Raw genomic sequence first — 15,164 nt, forward strand, 5'->3', positions numbered from 1 at the left:
ATATATAAAAATATTTTAGTTATAGTTTCTAACTATTTAACACCTTTTATTTAGATAATCTAATTTAAAGCGGCTATTTTCTATAGTGCGATTGCCCTGGTTCGGTTATAGGTATGTACCTTTTTTAAGTATAGCCTAGATTAATTTTAAAAACATCGGTTTAGTGATTAAAAATAAGTTAAGTCATTAAAAATTAAAAGTTTCTTTTATTATGTGAATTTATATAATTAAAAGGTTTTAGGTAAATATCAAGAATTTTGTTACCATAGAAAAATCTGTATTGTTGTCTGCTCATCCTCGTTCATCCCCATAGGAAGCTGTTCATGCCAAACTTTCATTTTCAAACTGATAGCTATAAAAATCACCCCACTTCAAACGGCCTAGGTTGGGCAGAATTAAATAATGCTGCTGTGACGACCATGAAGCTGAGCCGTTTATTTTTACTTGTTGCCATCGTAGTTTTGAGCAGTGTTTTTTTGAGTGGCTGTGGTCAAAAGGGAGAGCTGTATTTAACAGAAGATGCCCCGAGTAATACCAATTTTATTCTGTATAAAGGCAATAAAGTAGAGGGCAGTAATACAGCTAATAACCAAGCGGAACAAGCAGAAAATCAGCAAAAGATAGAAGAGGCCGCTGCTACCGACCCACAAGATTACTAGCTCGCTAACGCCAAAATAATTCAAGTCATTTATCAATCATTATTTTAATTGTTTGATTTTAATGATTTAATAAAGCCTAACTACAATATTAAATTTCAATTGGATACTTTTATATGAGCATCACAGACTTATCACAGGCGACGGTTCAGCACACTTCAAATGGCTTGCGTATTAATCCTGAAAGCTTTGTCAAAAAACTCCCTACCTTAAGCTATCAGCAAGGACGGCTCGCTATTGAAGAAGTCTCGACACAGCAGTTGGTACAGCAGTACGGAACGCCGTTGTATGTGTACTCTAAAAAAGCAGTGCTCGAGGCGTATCAAGCCTATAGTGATAGTTTTGCTGAAATTGACCACCAGATTTGCTATGCGGTAAAAGCCAACTCCAATTTGGCGGTATTAAAAGTATTGGCCGAGGCTGGGGCAGGTTTTGATTTAGTATCATCAGGAGAGCTTGCCCGAGTGTTGGCCGCCGGTGCTGATCCCAGCAAAATCGTATTTTCTGGGGTAGGTAAAACTGTGGCTGAAATGAAAGCGGCCTTGCAGGCAGGCATTGGCTGCTTTAACGTTGAATCGCTTAGTGAGCTGGATACCCTAAATGCGGTGGCTGCTGAACTACAAGTGAAGGCACCGATTTCTATTCGAGTGAATCCTGACGTTGATGCCAAGACCCATCCTTATATTTCAACAGGCTTAAAGGACAATAAGTTTGGTATTAGTCACGATGTAGCGATCAATGCCTATAAACATGCTGACAGTCTAGAGCACTTAAATATTGTGGGTATTGACTGCCATATTGGGTCACAGCTGACTGAGATTGATCCGTTTGTTGCCGCACTAGATAAAGTTTGTGAGCTTATTGAGTCATTAAAGCAAGAAGGCATTGAGCTTGAGCACGTTGACTTAGGCGGCGGCTTAGGGGTGATTTATATCGATGAGCAAGTGGCTGAGGTGAGTGAGTTTGCCAATGCTTTATTACCGAAGCTAAAGCAGCTGGGATTAAAGGTGTTTTTTGAGCCAGGTCGTAGTATTGTGGCCAATGCTGGGGTGCTATTGACTAAAGTTGAAGTATTAAAGCCCACTGAGCACAAAAACTTTGCCATTGTCGATGCGGCGATGAATGACTTAATTCGTCCCGCTTTGTATCAGGCGGAAATGGCTGTAATTCCTATGAGCAGTGACCCTAAAGTGGGCACTGAGGAGCAAAGCTGGGATATCGTAGGTGCGGTTTGTGAGACGGGTGATTTTTTGGCCAAAAAACGCTTATTGTCTTTGGCAGTGGGCGATATATTGGCCATTACTGGGGCCGGTGCGTACGGCTTTGTGATGAGTAGCAACTATAACTCACGCCCGCGTCCTGCCGAAGTTATGGTCTCTGGTGATAAACATCAAGTGGTACGTAAGCGCGAAACCATTGAGCAGCTATTCGAAACAGAGTCTTTTTTTGAGCTTGATTGATTTTAATGGTTTAAATTAGAGCAAGATAGGGCAGTGAATCCTACCCTTTTGTGCGAAAAAGCCTGCGTTTTAGACGCAGGTTTTTTTTATGGTTTCAGCCATTTCTTTGCCTATAGCCTGTCCGCTGAGTGTGGCTTTTTGAGAGGCATTGGTTATTTGTAAACTGTGGATAACCGGCAATAAAGACTAGCTTTGGCTTATTTTTATTGGCAGTGTTTAGTTATTATCATTGTTATATTCTGCATGTTAAGATAGGGCATAAATAAAATCTAAGGAATAAAAAAATGCTTATAGAATTTACAAAAATGCATGGATTGGGTAATGATTTCATGGTCATTGACTTAGTTACCCAGCGCTTAGAGCTCACTAAAGAACTCATCTCCTTACTGGGAGATCGTCACATGGGTATTGGTTTTGACCAACTATTAGTGGTCGAGCCCCCGATGCGTCCTGATGTTGATTTTCGCTATCGTATTTTTAATTCAGATGGCAGTGAGGTTGAGCAGTGTGGCAATGGCGCTCGTTGTTTTGCCCGTTTTGTCCAAGCCCGTAAGCTGTCATTTAAACAGCGAATACGGGTCGAAACCAAGTCGGGTATTTTGACTCTGACGACGGATAACTATGGCTGGGTAGAAGTGGATATGGGTAAACCTCGCTTTGAGCCAGATGAGATTCCCTTTACCCCAAAAGCCATTACCAAAATTCAGAACGCTTATCACTTAGACGTTGAGGGCACCCCTGTACAACTTTATGTGGCCAATATGGGTAATCCTCACGCAGTCATTAAAGTGGATGATATTCTAACTGCCGATGTAGAAACGTTAGGCAAAGCCATTGAGTCGCACCCAGCATTTCCAGAGCGGGTGAATGTCGGTTTTGTGCAGGTAATGAATCAGCGTCATATCCGTCTGCGCGTATATGAGCGTGGTGTGGGTGAAACCCAAGCTTGCGGTACTGGAGCCTGTGCTGCCGTGGCCACAGGTATCCGCGAGGGCTGGCTTGATGAAGGGGAGGAGATTAGAGCACAGCTATATGGCGGCAGTTTGTTGATTCGTTGGTCTCCTGGTTATTCAGTGATGATGACGGGTCCGACGGCCTTTGTTTATGAAGGCATATTTAGCCCAGATGGTATTATGGCCCAAGCGGGTCTAAAGCCGCCTGCTTAAATCTTGAGGGTAAGTAAATAAATCATGGGTGCCAAGCCAACGCCTCAGCCAAAACTGCCTAACAAGTCTCTTAAGCGGGGAGCGGAAGAGGCTGAATCCACTCTCGAGATGAGTGAGGAGTTACAGCAGCTATTGCTACCAGTAGAGCAGTGGTTGGCTGAGCTGTCTGTCAGACAAATGTCAGCGCACACCATCGAGGCTTATTATGCTGGCTTATTTCAGTTGGCAAGCTTTTTGGAGGCGGGCAAGCTAACTTGGACGCGCTGTGACAAACGCCAATTGGCCCGATATATCGGTCAGCGCTTGGATGTCGATGCTTTGGCCATCTCTAGTGTGCAACAAGAGTTATCGGCCATACGTCATTTTTACAGTTGGCTAATTGATGAAGGCCAAGCTCGGATCAACCCTACCACTGGATACCAGCTAAAAAGAGCGCCCCGTCCTCTGCCCAGTATCGCCGATGGGGACTTACTGACTCAGTTATTAGAGCAACCCATGCCAGATACCCCTGAGCAAGCAAGGCTATGGATACGTGACAAAGCCATGTTTGAGCTGCTGTATAGTAGTGGTCTACGGGTGGGAGAGTTGGTGGGGCTTAATGTCTCGGATTTACGAATACATGAGTCTGGTGAGCGAGGTGAGGTTAGAGTCACGGGTAAGGGCAATAAGACGCGTCTGGTGCCTGTAGGTAAGCAAGCGCTAAAAGCCATTACCACCTACCTACCTCATCGTTATCTCTGGGAGGAGCAGGGAGACACAGCATTATTTATTAGTGAAAAATTGGGCACGCGATTGACCACGCGCGCGGTACAACAGCGATTAAAAATTGCCGCCAATCGTGCTGGTATTGCTCAAAATATGTATCCGCACTTGCTACGCCACTGCTTTGCCTCACATATGCTGTCGGGGAGTGGGGATTTGCGGGCAGTGCAAGAAATGCTGGGCCATAGCGATATCAGCACCACTCAAATTTATACTCACGTAGATTTTGCCAAACTAACTCAGGTCTATGACAAGGCGCATCCCCGTGCTTCTCATAATAAGCGCAAAGACTAGCCTTAGTTATTAGTTACGAGTATGGCTAGGCCAATCTGTGACAGTTATGAATGGGCATGTTTTTACGCCAAGTCTGCTGTCTTTCTGCATCGAAAGTAGTGGTAATTAATCCAAACTCTTCAGCCAATTTGGTTTGTCCAGTTTCCTTAACCCAGTCTCCATTGGCGTTGGCAAAAGCGCTGTGACCCCAAGTCTCCCGGCTACTGTCTTTTGTATAATGGGTGCCACCTTGTGCCGAGCCGACTACTAAGCATTGAGAGTCCAAAGCGCGGGCCTGCAGCAGGAGTTGCCAATGAGCCTTGCCTGTTTGATAAGTAAAAGCGGAGGGAGCAGTAAGGATATCTGCCCCTGCCTGTCTAATTCTTTGAGCTAAGGCAGGAAAGCGTAAGTCAAAGCAAACCATCATCCCGATAGATAAAATGCCTGAATTTTTATTTGAGGCTGCACTCGGCGATTGTAAAAAATCTTTATTTAAACTCTTTATATCACACTGAGCGACAACGGTAGTATCACCAGCTTCGAAAGTTCTTCCTTCATCATAGCTGCCAGTATCATCTGCCACTTGGGCACGAAATAAGTGAATTTTGTCATAACGAGCCACGCGTTTACCATCAGGAGCAAAGACCTGACTGACTTGTCTTACCTTCCCATCTGCTACCACACTGCCATCGGGACGATAGGGACAGGGTAGTGTGCCGGCAACGATAAACAGTTGATGTTTAAAAGCTAGGTCGGCATACCAGCTCGATAACTCATCAAAGCGTTCAGCCAGCTGTTTTTGTCCTCCCATACGGCAAGCATTTTCTGGCAGTACCAATAAGCTGACCTGCTGCTGGCTAGCAGCACTAACCGCTTTTTCGATGGTTGCCATATTGGCTTCAATATCAAATTGACTGTTTAACTGCACACATCCAATGTTAAGTTGAGTCATAGCTGCTGCCTTTGCACATTATATTAATAGGGGATCAAGATAAGACTAAAATAGGGAGTACCTTAGTTACTATGCTTAAGTTGTTAGGCTTATTAGAGTAGCATGGAAAGAGTAAGCAATCTATCGGTCCTCAATACGCCCAACCTTCATAAATAAGCTTATCTCTCCAACAATAGCTTGCGCTTTTGCTTAACCATATATCGCACCTTAATCCTTATTTATAATAATAAAATCGTTTACTCTGCTAGCCAGTTGATGTATTTTTTTATTAAGGTTGATGGCAAAGTTTACTCCTCTTACAAGGCGTAACTATGTCATTATAGAGTAATATCATCTGCTACTTTCTCTGAAAAACCAATTAATAAAATATTATGCTAAATAACCAAAAGCTGCCCATAATCTAAATTTATATCTAGCAGCCAGCTAAAAAATAAAATGCAACAAACTACTGAGAACAAAACGACCTATGATGAGTCCCTCTTTTAATTTAGGTGTCAACCTAACCACTGCACAAAAGCTGACCCCACAGATGCAGCAGGCCATTAAGTTGCTACAGCTTTCAAGCTTAGAGCTTGAGCAAGAAGTTCAAATGAAACTAGACAGCAACCCTTTACTCGAGCGAGTAGAGGAGGATGAAATTAGCGCTGAGGACTTTAATAGCCTTGAAGAGTTGACGCGACTAGAGCTGGATGCAGAAGCTCAAAAAGAGGTTTATCAGTTGTCTAATGATCATGCTGAGGGTTATGAGAATGATGACTATGAAACAGAAGGGGGCTACGAGGCAGCGGATTATGATGAATATGGGTATGACAGCGGAGTAGATTCGCCACAGGCAGATCAAGGGGACGCGGTTAATGAAACCGAGAAAGAGCAGCAAAACATGATGGAAATTACAGCCAGTAGTGGCCCACAAGCGAATGAAAATAAAAATGCTGAGACAGAAGGTTTCATGGAGGGTGAAACACTAGGAGAGTTGCCTATTGATACGGGCTGGGAGGAAGTTTTTACTCATGGAAGCACAGCTTTAGCCCGTCCCGACACCCAAGGTATGAGTGACTATCAAGGGGCAACCTCGGTCACTTTACAAGACCACATACGTTGGCAATTAAACTTCAGCCACCTAACGCCACAACAATCTTTGATTGCCGATTATCTGATCGATGCTATGGATGAAAGTGGCTTTATTCAAGCCGATATGGCCGATTTAAAAGCAAGCTTCGATGAGATGGCCAGCTTCTACGGTTGGGAACATCGAATTGAGAACGAGCATATAGAAGCCGTGGTTCATTTGATACAGTCTTGTGAGCCATTGGGGGTGGGCGCCAGAAGCTTGGCAGAGTGCTTACAAATTCAGCTACACAGTTTAGAGGAAACGGTCCTTTATCGAGATCAGGCGCTACGTCTGTTAGATGAGCACCAGCTACTGGTCACTAATAATATCAAGGAGTTGATGCACAGAACCGGTCTAAAAAACAGTGATATTGGGCCCAGCTTAGAGTTGATTCGAACCTTAAGCGCTGCTCCAGGATTGGCTTTTTCTACCGCGCAGCCTGAAGCCTATGATATCCCGGATGTTTTGGTGTATTTGGTTCATAATTCAGAGTCAAAACAAGCGGTGTGGAAAGTAGAGTTAAATCCTGAGACTTTACCAAAACTTAGAATTAACCAAGAATATGCCAGTCTAATCAAACGCGGTGATGACAGTCCCGATAATGTTTACTTACGCGATAACTTAGTGGATGCCAAATTATTTATTCGAAGTATTGAGGAGCGCAATCAAAATCTTCTAAAGGTAGCGACCAGTATTATAAAGTTGCAGCAAGACTTCTTATTGCAGGGGCCGACTGCCATGAAACCCCTTATTCTAAAAGATATTGCAGAAGGGGTCGGGCTGCACGAGTCTACCGTTTCCAGATTGACCACCAGCAAAAGCATCTTAACGCCGCAAGGTCTGTTCCCACTGAAATACTTTTTCTCATCTCACGTCTCTAGTGATCAAGGCGATATTTCCTCTACGGCCATTAGCGCCATGATACAGCAGTTAATACAACAAGAAGACTCTAGGGCCCCTTTATCAGACAGTGCTATAAAAGATCTTTTACAGCAGCAGGGGATAGAGATAGCCAGACGTACAGTGGCCAAATATAGAGAAGCGATGAACATCGGTTCTTCTACTCAAAGGAAAGTTAAATTTTAGAATTTAGATTTTAGAAAAGGGTTTAAGAGGTGGAAAAAAGATATAAAAAATGAGAGGTGCAGAAATATTTTAACAAGTCATTATCATAGTGGCCGAAGCCAATGGCAGTATGGTGAAGCCTTGTGTTTGAAATAAAAAAAATTTCAGATTATATAGTATTTATTTCTAGATATGAGTTATTTTTACATTTATTAACAATAAAAATGCTTGTGCAATCCTGAATTTCGTGGCAAATTAAAGCTATCCCAACCAAAGCTAACCAGCACAGAAGGTTGGGGTAAAGTAAGTTTAATACGGATTTTAAATGTTACTTGAAACGCTGATACCCGGTAACACTGTTGAGTTTGAGTCCAATTAACTAGGACTGGTTAAAAGAAGAATCAAATAAGACAGGGTATAAATAATGACTTAGACAAAGAACTAATGCCTTCATTATTTTAAAATGAATCTCCATTAGGTCAGTCATTAATTAAAAGTCACTTTGAGTCAGCAAGGGCTGCTCAAATCATAAAAAGGATGTAAGCATTATGAACATTTCAATTACTGGCCATCACATCACAATTACTGACGCTATGAAAGATGTGGTTATGGATAAGCTTTCAAAAGTTGAGAGACATTTTGACCAAATCCAAAGCATTAAAGTAATTCTATCGCTAGACAATAACCGTAGCGATACCAGCCACAGTGGTAAAAATAACCATAAAGCTGAAGCACTTATGCGAGTAGCAGGTCAAGAAATGTTTGTACAGTCATATGATGACGACATGTATAAAGCCATTCATGAAATGGCAGATAAATTAGACCGCCAAGTTCGTAAATACAAAACCCGTATCGATCGTAAAACCCGCTCTTCTAAACGTAAGCCAAGTTTTGCGATCCCTGCCACTGAGCCTGTTGACGAGTCATACGCTTATTAGGTCGATCTATACCTGAACTTAAAACAAAAATTTAATTTTAAATGCATAAAATAAGATAGAACATAAAAAGCCTTTATCCAAACAGGATAAGGGCTTTTTAATAGGTCTTTTTTTAACTTAAAATCCATGGAATTATGATCACAGACTGATGATATAGCCAGCCTTTAACCGCCACCTACGGCCTGAACCACTTCAATAATCATGTCTTGCTCAACGCCAGTTGTAGCCAATTCAGACTTAGGGATTAATTCTCCATTAATCTCAACCGCATAACGTCCTTGCGTTAATTGTAAGTCATCTAACACAGCCTTTACAGTTACCTGCTCTGTCTGTTGTTGTTGTCCATTTACAATAATTGTATACATTTTTTCCTCTATAAAATCCCATCTAAACCAAAAAATTGCCTTTTAGATTTAGAGCAGAAGCTTTAAGTGGCGGAATGCTTGAAGGTAGTTACTGCCAACCAAATCCAGCCAATAATCATCAATGTACCACCAATAGGGGTGATGGCACCAAACCAACGTGGTGCTCCAAGGGTCATGGCAAATAAGCTACCTGAGAAAATAATCAGTCCTACCTGCAATAGCCACGCCGTAGTTGAGGTGGTATACCCTAATTTAATTAAGATGCCCACCAGGAGTAAGCCCAAAGCATGATAAAAGGAGTATTGAGTTCCGGTTAACCACCAAGCCATTTGTTCAGGGGAAGCAATGGTCTTAATACCGTGAGCACCGAAGGCCCCTAAAGCCACAGCTAGGACTAAGTTAACAGCTGCAATCGAAATCCAATTCATAGGACACCCTGTAGATTATAAGTTGTCTTCGCTGGGCATGATGACGCTATCAATGGTCATGGCCTCACGGATTTTATCCATGGCATTTTTTTCGATCTGACGAACCCGCTCAGCAGAAATATTGTAAACAGCAGCCAATTCATGCAAAGTGGATTTTTGCTCAGACAGCCAGCGCTGTTCAACAATATCACGTGAACGATCATCTAGAGTATCCATAGCCGTCATTAGCGCACTGGTGGTGTTTTCTTCCCAGTCAGCATCTTCTACCATTTCAGCAGGATCAACCCCATCTTCTAAAAACAGTTGCGGGGCATAGTGGCCATCTTCATCATCAGTTGACTGGGCTTCAAAAGAAGCGTCATATGAAGTCAGTCGTGACTCCATTTCCAAAACCTGTTTTCGGGTCACATTTAAGTCGGCCGCAATCGCATCCGCTTCTTCTAAAGTTAGCTGGTTATTGGTTTTCTTCAAACTGCGTAAGTTAAAGAAAAGCTTGCGATGCGCTTTGGTGGTTGCCACTTTCACAATGCGCCAGTTACGGATAACAAACTCGTGAATCTCAGCTTTAATCCAATGCACAGCAAAAGAGACCAGACGCACCCCTTTATTAGGGTCAAAGCGTTTCACCGCTTTCATCAAACCTAAGTTACCTTCTTGGATTAAATCTGCTTGCGGCAGGCCATAGCCTGAATAACTGCGAGCAATATGAATCACAAAGCGTAGGTGCGACATAACTAAAATGCGTGCAGCTTCAACGTCGCCTTCATTGTAATAGCGATGAGCCAGCTCTTGTTCTTGTTCCGTGGTTAAGATAGGAATCTGCTGCACTGAGTTCATATAAGCCCCAAGATTGATACCTGGTGCTGATAAATTTACAGGCATAGCCGGAACCAAGTCACGCGTACTGGTATTGGGGTATTCACTGACCCACTCTTCAGTATGGGCGACTTCTTGGGTTAAGACATCGTCATCAAGCTCATCATAGGGCAGGTCATCTTCGTCCATGTCTATGATTTCTACCGGCTCGACATCCCTGGAATTTACTGGTTTCGCCGTGTCTTTTTTATTTATTTTAGGAGTAGCCATATTTTGACCTTCAAAGTAATAACTTTATTGAGATCTATTGTAAAGGATAGCACCCCCTAGTTACCATTCGTTTTGGTAATGATGAGGTGAAAGATTGTATCGAGTTTTTCTAAACCATCGGGAGAGCTTTCATTAGTAGCGGTACTAAGCACCAACTGTAATCCCGCTTGTTGGCAAAATGCAGCCAAATCCGTTTTTGAGTTGGGGTCAGTAGCTAAGATGTAGACACTTTCTGAGGGCTGCACCGAGCGCAGTGCCACTTTGGTTTTCAACAAAGGCATGGGACAAGCCATGCCTCGGCCATCGACTAAAGCTGAGATGGTTAACTGCGGAGCGGCTGCTTCAAGGGCTTCTAGGTCACTACTATTTAAGGTATCAAGGTGGCTTTGTGCCAAAGCCTGATGCTCACTATTTGCTAAGCTAATATTTATCATAGAAGGCCATTTCATTAAGTAAGGGTATTAACTCAAAAAAGAGAATAAAAATAATATTAAGTGAAGAGGGTAACTATATAAAAAATTACACCCCAGATAAGAGAGTATAAGGTTAACCGGTTATCATGTTATTATCAAAAGTGGGTTTAATAATGACGGTTAACAACTAAAATTCAAGCCGACTTTCTAAGATTTTCAGCCCCCTATAGATTACGGACAATACTTTAAGGAATAGACACTTGCCTCCTTTTCAGACCAACATTCGAGACAAAAGATCGGCATTCAAGCTGCCTCTAAAGATCACTAATCACAAGGTGGCGGTGTCTAGTTTGTTATTGGTTGGGATAGTGGCTACCGGCCCCTCAGCAACCGCTAAGATTGAGACGGATCGCAGCCAAGCGGGTTATAACTGGTCTCAAACCACGCCTTTATTTTCTAACTCAACTCTCAAGGAACCATCTTCATTCAGCTTACCAGAGTTGGGAAGTGGAGGTGGTCGCTTTATTGAAGTCAATAAACATAAGGCTTTGGGGGAATGGTCATTACAAAATCTAGGAAGAAGTGCGCCTTTAATTAACGATCCTTGGTCGCAAGAGCAACTAGAATCTATGGCTTGGAAAATCAATGCTCAAGCTCGAAACCAAGCTCCATTAGCGTTAATGGTAATCAATAATGCCAGTATTAATGCTTTTGCTATCCCAGGTGGGGTGATGGGCATTCATACTGGAACTGTCATTGAGTCTAATAGCATGGATGAGGTAGCCAGTGTCGTTGCCCATGAAGTAGCGCATTTAAGTCAGCGGCATTACGAGCATCGCGATGAAGCCAGCCGAAAAGCATTGCTGATGCAAATTGGCGGAATTCTGGCAGCCATTGCCGCTTCTGCAGCAGATGGTGATGCAGCGGCCGCTGTGATGATGGGCAGTCAAACGGCGGCTTTAAATGCCCAAATGGCCTTTAGCCGTAGTAATGAGCGTGAGGCGGATCGTATTGGGATGCAATTAATGGCAAAAGCAGGTTATGATCCTAGAGCCATGCCTAAGTTCTTTGGCACTTTGGACCAAAAAACTCAGTTAAATATGAGTGACAATGCTTACCTGCCAAGCTTTATTATGACTCACCCTTTAAGCTCTGAGCGGTTGAGTGAGGCACAAAGTAGGGCCAATAGTTACCCAACCTTAGGCCTGAACAGTCAGCGTCATCAACTTAACTTTGAGCTGCTAAAGTGGCGACTAAAAGTATTATCCAATCAGACCACAGAAAATGAGCTAGTAGTCACTGCTGCAAAAAATAAAGGAGCAGAAATGGCTTTGGCTTACTGGTATGCCCGACAAAACCGCTATCAAGAGGCGCAAAATAGACTCAATAAATTAAAGCAAACAGCCATTAATACTTCTGCAGCTGACAAAATGAACTTTGATATTTTATTGGCTATTACTGAAGCTCAAATTGCGGGTTTTCAAGACAAATGGCAGCTGGCTGAAAAAGCCTTGACCCCTTATTACAATCTATATCCGGAACGTCGTGATCTTAAACTGTTAATGGCCGACGCTTGGCTACAGCTTGGCAAATATAATGAAGTAGTGACTTTGATGAAGCCTATTGTTCAAAGTAGGCCTCATGATTTAGAAGGGTTGTACCGTATCCAGCGCGCTTATGAGTTGATGGCGATTGACACAAAAGCCAGTAGCAACGAGCCTGCTTCACAAGTTTTGGTCAAAGACATAGCTGCGATAAATGCCTTGCGTTATCGAGCCAAAGGCGAGTTGTGGCGGGGTAAATACAATGACGCTCTTGTGTCTTTACAGCAGGCAAAAAAACAAGTTGAAGATTTAAGCGCCAGTGGCAACACAGTCACTTTTAACCCCAAACCTTTATTAGCCAATATCAATAGTGAGATGGCAGAGGTGAAAACAGCCAGAGACTTTCGCCCCTAGCTGTAATTAGATTCTTATAAATAATAAGGCATTCAATAAGCTAAAAAGAGATTAGCCCATCAACGCTTTTTTTACCAATTGTGACATTACCGCTGGGTCAGCACGGCCTGCAGTTTTGGTCTTTAATGCGCCCATAACTTTACCCATATCTTGCATTGAGCTGGCACCTTGAGCTGCTATTTCCTCATTAATCAGAGCGGCCAATTCCTCATCACTCATTTGCTGTGGCATAAACTCGTTGATGATATCGATTTCGAATTGCTCTTTTTGGGCTAAGTCTTCACGGCCATTGTCTTGGAACACATTCAAGGATTCTTGACGCTGTTTCAGCTGCTTTTGTAAAATCTCTAGTACCCCAGCATCATCTAAGTCCACTTTGCGATCAATCTCAATCTGTTTGATTACAGACTGTACATTACGTAATACTTTGACTTTCTCTAGTTCACGGGCTTTCATCGACGTTTTTACTTGTTCAGTGATGCGGTCTTTTAAGGCACTCATGGCTTATTCCTATTTTTTTATGGTTATCAAATCAATTATTAGTATCGGCTAATAGCAAATATTTTACCGTTATAATTTTGCTATCAAACAGTTTTAGGACAAAATTCTAGCACAAAAAAACCACCTTTATTATGGCGCTCCAAGCATGGTTGCGAGGTAGGCGACAAAATAAGGTGGCTTTTCCTAATCAATTACCAAAACACCAGGGTTTTGGTAATTTTAAACTCAGTTAGCTCTAAGCTAAACTGCCTTAAGCTAAAACGAGAGTAGAGTTGATTAGTACATACGAGTTGTACGGATAGACTCGCGCTGTAATTTCTTTTTGTAGCGTTTTACGGCTGCTGCCTTTTTACGCTTACGCTCTTGCGTTGGCTTTTCGTAAAACTCGCGCTTACGGACATCAGATAAAACACCAGCTTTTTCGCAGGCACGCTTGAAGCGACGGATAGCGATATCAACAGGTTCGTTTTCTTTAACCTTAACTGAAGGCATGCAGACTCCTTAATATAAGTAGTGGAAATTAGAGACTAGGGACATTAACAATGCTGTGTGATTGGTATTAGCCGTAGTGTCTCATAGGGTTACGGCATCAGCTATTGCTAGGATAAAATCATTCATTCTATACGAATGATAGAATAAGAGAGAGATTGTACTAAAATATCCGCCTAATGTCAAGTTAGGTGAAATCGTGCTTAGTGGCCGTATTGAGCTATTTATCAGCGCAATTTGTACCGATTGATGCGCAGTAATTGATTTAATAATAGAGAGTATAAACTTCTGTAATACTAAAAAATAAGTTTGAAGACTAGATTAAAAGCGATTATAATCAACATTAAACATTCATTCTAAATGAATGATATTTAGAGGTTTGTAAGTTATATCACAGTTTTGACGCTAGGGACTGAAAGGTTGACTGAAAACTCAATGAAAATATTGTGCTTAAGATAGTGACTGTGAAAGGGTTGTGATATTATTAGCCGGTAAGTTAACTTAACTATAAATAAGGGATTCTTAGGCTTGTGATAAGTCGTAGCAATTAGTTTTGTATTTCCCTTATGTCAACAACCCTTTTAGGAGTAACAAATGTCATTAACGGCTCTTCTAAGCAATAAAAAAGTGGCAGCTCGTACCACAACTTTAGTTTCAGTTATGCTAGGTGCTACTCTAACTTTGACCGCGTGTGGTAGTAAAGATCATGAAGTTAAAGCGGTAGATAAAGTAGATGAAGCGGCTGAACTGGCTAGAGCAAACGCTCCAGAGCCTGAGCCATTAGCTGCAGAAGATATTGTTGAAGTTGAACCTGCTGCAGATACAGCAACCGCTGAAGAGGGTGCTACTGACGCGGCAGCTACAGATGAAGCGGCTGCGGAAGCTACTCCAAGCGCAGAAGCGACAGATGCGGCTACAACAGCCACTGCAGAAGCTCCAGAAGCTCCAGCCACAGAAGAAGCTGCTCAATAATACAAGGCCTACCTATTATACATTTAGGATGCTATTTAGCTCTAAGTGAAGAGTTTAGCTCTAAGTAAAGAGTAGAGTAGGTTTGAGTTAAGGGTGTCAGTTTTTACTGAGTTTATGGCTTGCACAATTTTTTATCACCAGTCGCCGTAAAACCACCCACTTCAGGGGGTGGATATAAGGCGACACACACTGTCGTCAGAAGCAGTTAAAGGGTTGTAAGCTAAAATTAACCTAGCCATACTAAAGGTATGAAAACACTCAAGCTACGCATTAAAGATAAGCACATAAAAGAGCTGAATCGTCTAAGCGGTTCAGTGAATTATGCGTGGAACTATGTTAATGCGTTAAGCTTTGAGCATTTAAGACGCACTGGCAGGTTCTTCAGTGCTTATGATTTAAACCAGTACACCAAAGGTAGCGGTGAGTGTTTAGGATTACACAGTCAGACCTTACAGGCTATCAATGAGACTCACGCTAAATCACGTAAACAATTTAAAAAAGCCAAACTTAACTGGCGTACCAATAGAGCTGATGCCAAACGTAAAAGCCTAGGTTGGATACCTTTTAAA

The 15,164-nt window shown here is 42.3% G+C and carries 15 protein-coding genes and 1 pseudogene; 9 read left to right on the top strand and 7 right to left on the bottom strand.

All coding sequences use genetic code 11. The features are described 5' to 3' along the window. Positions 1-323 precede the first annotated feature (323 nt). The 4 genes from lptM (at position 324) to A1019T_RS07360 (ending at position 4,338) form a co-directional block, all read left to right on the top strand. Positions 324-659 (top strand): LPS translocon maturation chaperone LptM, encoded by a 336-nt coding sequence (gene lptM, locus A1019T_RS07345; RefSeq protein ID WP_077451076.1) that lies wholly within the window; start codon positions 324-326, stop codon positions 657-659. 113 nt (positions 660-772) lie between these two features. Continuing rightward, a complete protein-coding gene (lysA, locus tag A1019T_RS07350; RefSeq protein ID WP_077451077.1) occupies positions 773-2,116 on the top strand; it encodes a diaminopimelate decarboxylase in 1,344 nt (447 codons plus the stop codon). A gap of 284 nt (positions 2,117-2,400) precedes the next feature. Beyond that, positions 2,401-3,282 carry a diaminopimelate epimerase gene (gene dapF / locus A1019T_RS07355; protein WP_077451078.1) on the top strand — a complete coding sequence of 294 codons (882 nt, stop codon included), beginning with the start codon at positions 2,401-2,403 and terminating at the stop codon, positions 3,280-3,282. A gap of 24 nt (positions 3,283-3,306) precedes the next feature. Continuing rightward, on the top strand, positions 3,307-4,338 hold the full coding sequence (locus A1019T_RS07360; protein WP_095532579.1) for a tyrosine recombinase XerC: 1,032 nt from the start codon (positions 3,307-3,309) through the stop codon (positions 4,336-4,338). Between the two features lie 25 nt (positions 4,339-4,363). On the opposite strand, the gene A1019T_RS07365 is transcribed toward A1019T_RS07360, so the two are convergent. Next, on the bottom strand, positions 4,364-5,269 hold the full coding sequence (locus A1019T_RS07365) for a nitrilase-related carbon-nitrogen hydrolase (RefSeq protein ID WP_077451079.1): 906 nt from the start codon (positions 5,267-5,269) through the stop codon (positions 4,364-4,366). Positions 5,270-5,738: 469 nt separating this feature from the next. On the opposite strand from A1019T_RS07365, the gene rpoN reads away from it, so the two are divergent. Beyond that, positions 5,739-7,466, top strand: a complete 1,728-nt coding sequence (rpoN, locus tag A1019T_RS07370; RefSeq protein ID WP_167366847.1) for an RNA polymerase factor sigma-54 — start codon at positions 5,739-5,741, stop codon at positions 7,464-7,466. A 527-nt stretch (positions 7,467-7,993) separates the two neighbouring features. After that, positions 7,994-8,383: a ribosome hibernation-promoting factor, HPF/YfiA family gene (gene hpf / locus A1019T_RS07375; RefSeq protein ID WP_077451081.1), complete on the top strand. Its 390-nt coding sequence runs from the start codon at positions 7,994-7,996 to the stop codon at positions 8,381-8,383. Positions 8,384-8,547: 164 nt separating this feature from the next. Here hpf and thiS read toward each other — a convergent pair whose 3' ends face one another. From thiS to A1019T_RS07395, 4 genes are all read right to left on the bottom strand, one after another. Continuing rightward, entirely contained in the window at positions 8,548-8,748 is a 201-nt protein-coding gene (gene thiS, locus A1019T_RS07380) for a sulfur carrier protein ThiS (RefSeq protein ID WP_077451082.1), read from the bottom strand. A gap of 62 nt (positions 8,749-8,810) precedes the next feature. Further along, complete coding sequence (locus A1019T_RS07385; protein WP_077451083.1) at positions 8,811-9,176, bottom strand: DUF423 domain-containing protein; 366 nt, start codon at positions 9,174-9,176, stop codon at positions 8,811-8,813. Between the two features lie 15 nt (positions 9,177-9,191). Beyond that, positions 9,192-10,058, bottom strand: a complete 867-nt coding sequence (gene rpoH / locus A1019T_RS07390; RefSeq protein ID WP_208608049.1) for an RNA polymerase sigma factor RpoH — start codon at positions 10,056-10,058, stop codon at positions 9,192-9,194. A 260-nt stretch (positions 10,059-10,318) separates the two neighbouring features. Then, positions 10,319-10,696 carry a sulfurtransferase TusA family protein gene (locus A1019T_RS07395; RefSeq protein ID WP_077451085.1) on the bottom strand — a complete coding sequence of 126 codons (378 nt, stop codon included), beginning with the start codon at positions 10,694-10,696 and terminating at the stop codon, positions 10,319-10,321. Positions 10,697-10,935: 239 nt separating this feature from the next. Here A1019T_RS07395 and A1019T_RS07400 point away from each other — a divergent pair, with 239 nt between their 5' ends. After that, entirely contained in the window at positions 10,936-12,633 is a 1,698-nt protein-coding gene (locus A1019T_RS07400) for a M48 family metalloprotease (RefSeq protein ID WP_244156572.1), read from the top strand. A gap of 51 nt (positions 12,634-12,684) precedes the next feature. Here A1019T_RS07400 and A1019T_RS07405 read toward each other — a convergent pair whose 3' ends face one another. Both A1019T_RS07405 and rpsU read right to left on the bottom strand, forming a co-directional pair. Continuing rightward, a complete protein-coding gene (locus A1019T_RS07405) occupies positions 12,685-13,134 on the bottom strand; it encodes a GatB/YqeY domain-containing protein (protein ID WP_077451086.1) in 450 nt (149 codons plus the stop codon). Between the two features lie 276 nt (positions 13,135-13,410). Then, complete coding sequence (gene rpsU, locus A1019T_RS07410; RefSeq protein WP_007394316.1) at positions 13,411-13,626, bottom strand: 30S ribosomal protein S21; 216 nt, start codon at positions 13,624-13,626, stop codon at positions 13,411-13,413. Positions 13,627-14,217: 591 nt separating this feature from the next. On the opposite strand from rpsU, the gene A1019T_RS07415 reads away from it, so the two are divergent. Continuing rightward, positions 14,218-14,595, top strand: coding sequence for a hypothetical protein (locus tag A1019T_RS07415; RefSeq protein WP_077451087.1), 378 nt, complete (start codon positions 14,218-14,220; stop codon positions 14,593-14,595). A 248-nt stretch (positions 14,596-14,843) separates the two neighbouring features. After that, positions 14,844-15,164: pseudogene (locus tag A1019T_RS07420) on the top strand (RNA-guided endonuclease InsQ/TnpB family protein); the annotation flags it as partial.

Source organism: Psychrobacter piechaudii (genome assembly GCF_900162825.1).
Lineage (GTDB): Bacteria > Pseudomonadota > Gammaproteobacteria > Pseudomonadales > Moraxellaceae > Psychrobacter > Psychrobacter piechaudii.

Bases quoted from the DNA above. Each gene is read 5' to 3' on its own strand.
- rpsU (WP_007394316.1), bottom strand. From the start codon at position 13,626: ATGCCTTCAGTTAAGGTTAAAGAAAACGAACCTGTTGATATCGCTATC.
- rpoH (WP_208608049.1), bottom strand. From the start codon at position 10,058: ATGCCTGTAAATTTATCAGCACCAGGTATCAATCTTGGGGCTTATATG.
- A1019T_RS07385 (WP_077451083.1), bottom strand. From the start codon at position 9,176: ATGAATTGGATTTCGATTGCAGCTGTTAACTTAGTCCTAGCTGTGGCT.
- A1019T_RS07415 (WP_077451087.1), top strand. From the start codon at position 14,218: ATGTCATTAACGGCTCTTCTAAGCAATAAAAAAGTGGCAGCTCGTACC.
- hpf (WP_077451081.1), top strand. From the start codon at position 7,994: ATGAACATTTCAATTACTGGCCATCACATCACAATTACTGACGCTATG.
- rpoN (WP_167366847.1), top strand. From the start codon at position 5,739: ATGAGTCCCTCTTTTAATTTAGGTGTCAACCTAACCACTGCACAAAAG.
- lptM (WP_077451076.1), top strand. From the start codon at position 324: ATGCCAAACTTTCATTTTCAAACTGATAGCTATAAAAATCACCCCACT.
- A1019T_RS07405 (WP_077451086.1), bottom strand. From the start codon at position 13,134: ATGAGTGCCTTAAAAGACCGCATCACTGAACAAGTAAAAACGTCGATG.
- A1019T_RS07365 (WP_077451079.1), bottom strand. From the start codon at position 5,269: ATGACTCAACTTAACATTGGATGTGTGCAGTTAAACAGTCAATTTGAT.
- lysA (WP_077451077.1), top strand. From the start codon at position 773: ATGAGCATCACAGACTTATCACAGGCGACGGTTCAGCACACTTCAAAT.
- dapF (WP_077451078.1), top strand. From the start codon at position 2,401: ATGCTTATAGAATTTACAAAAATGCATGGATTGGGTAATGATTTCATG.
- thiS (WP_077451082.1), bottom strand. From the start codon at position 8,748: ATGTATACAATTATTGTAAATGGACAACAACAACAGACAGAGCAGGTA.
- A1019T_RS07360 (WP_095532579.1), top strand. From the start codon at position 3,307: ATGGGTGCCAAGCCAACGCCTCAGCCAAAACTGCCTAACAAGTCTCTT.
- A1019T_RS07395 (WP_077451085.1), bottom strand. From the start codon at position 10,696: ATGATAAATATTAGCTTAGCAAATAGTGAGCATCAGGCTTTGGCACAA.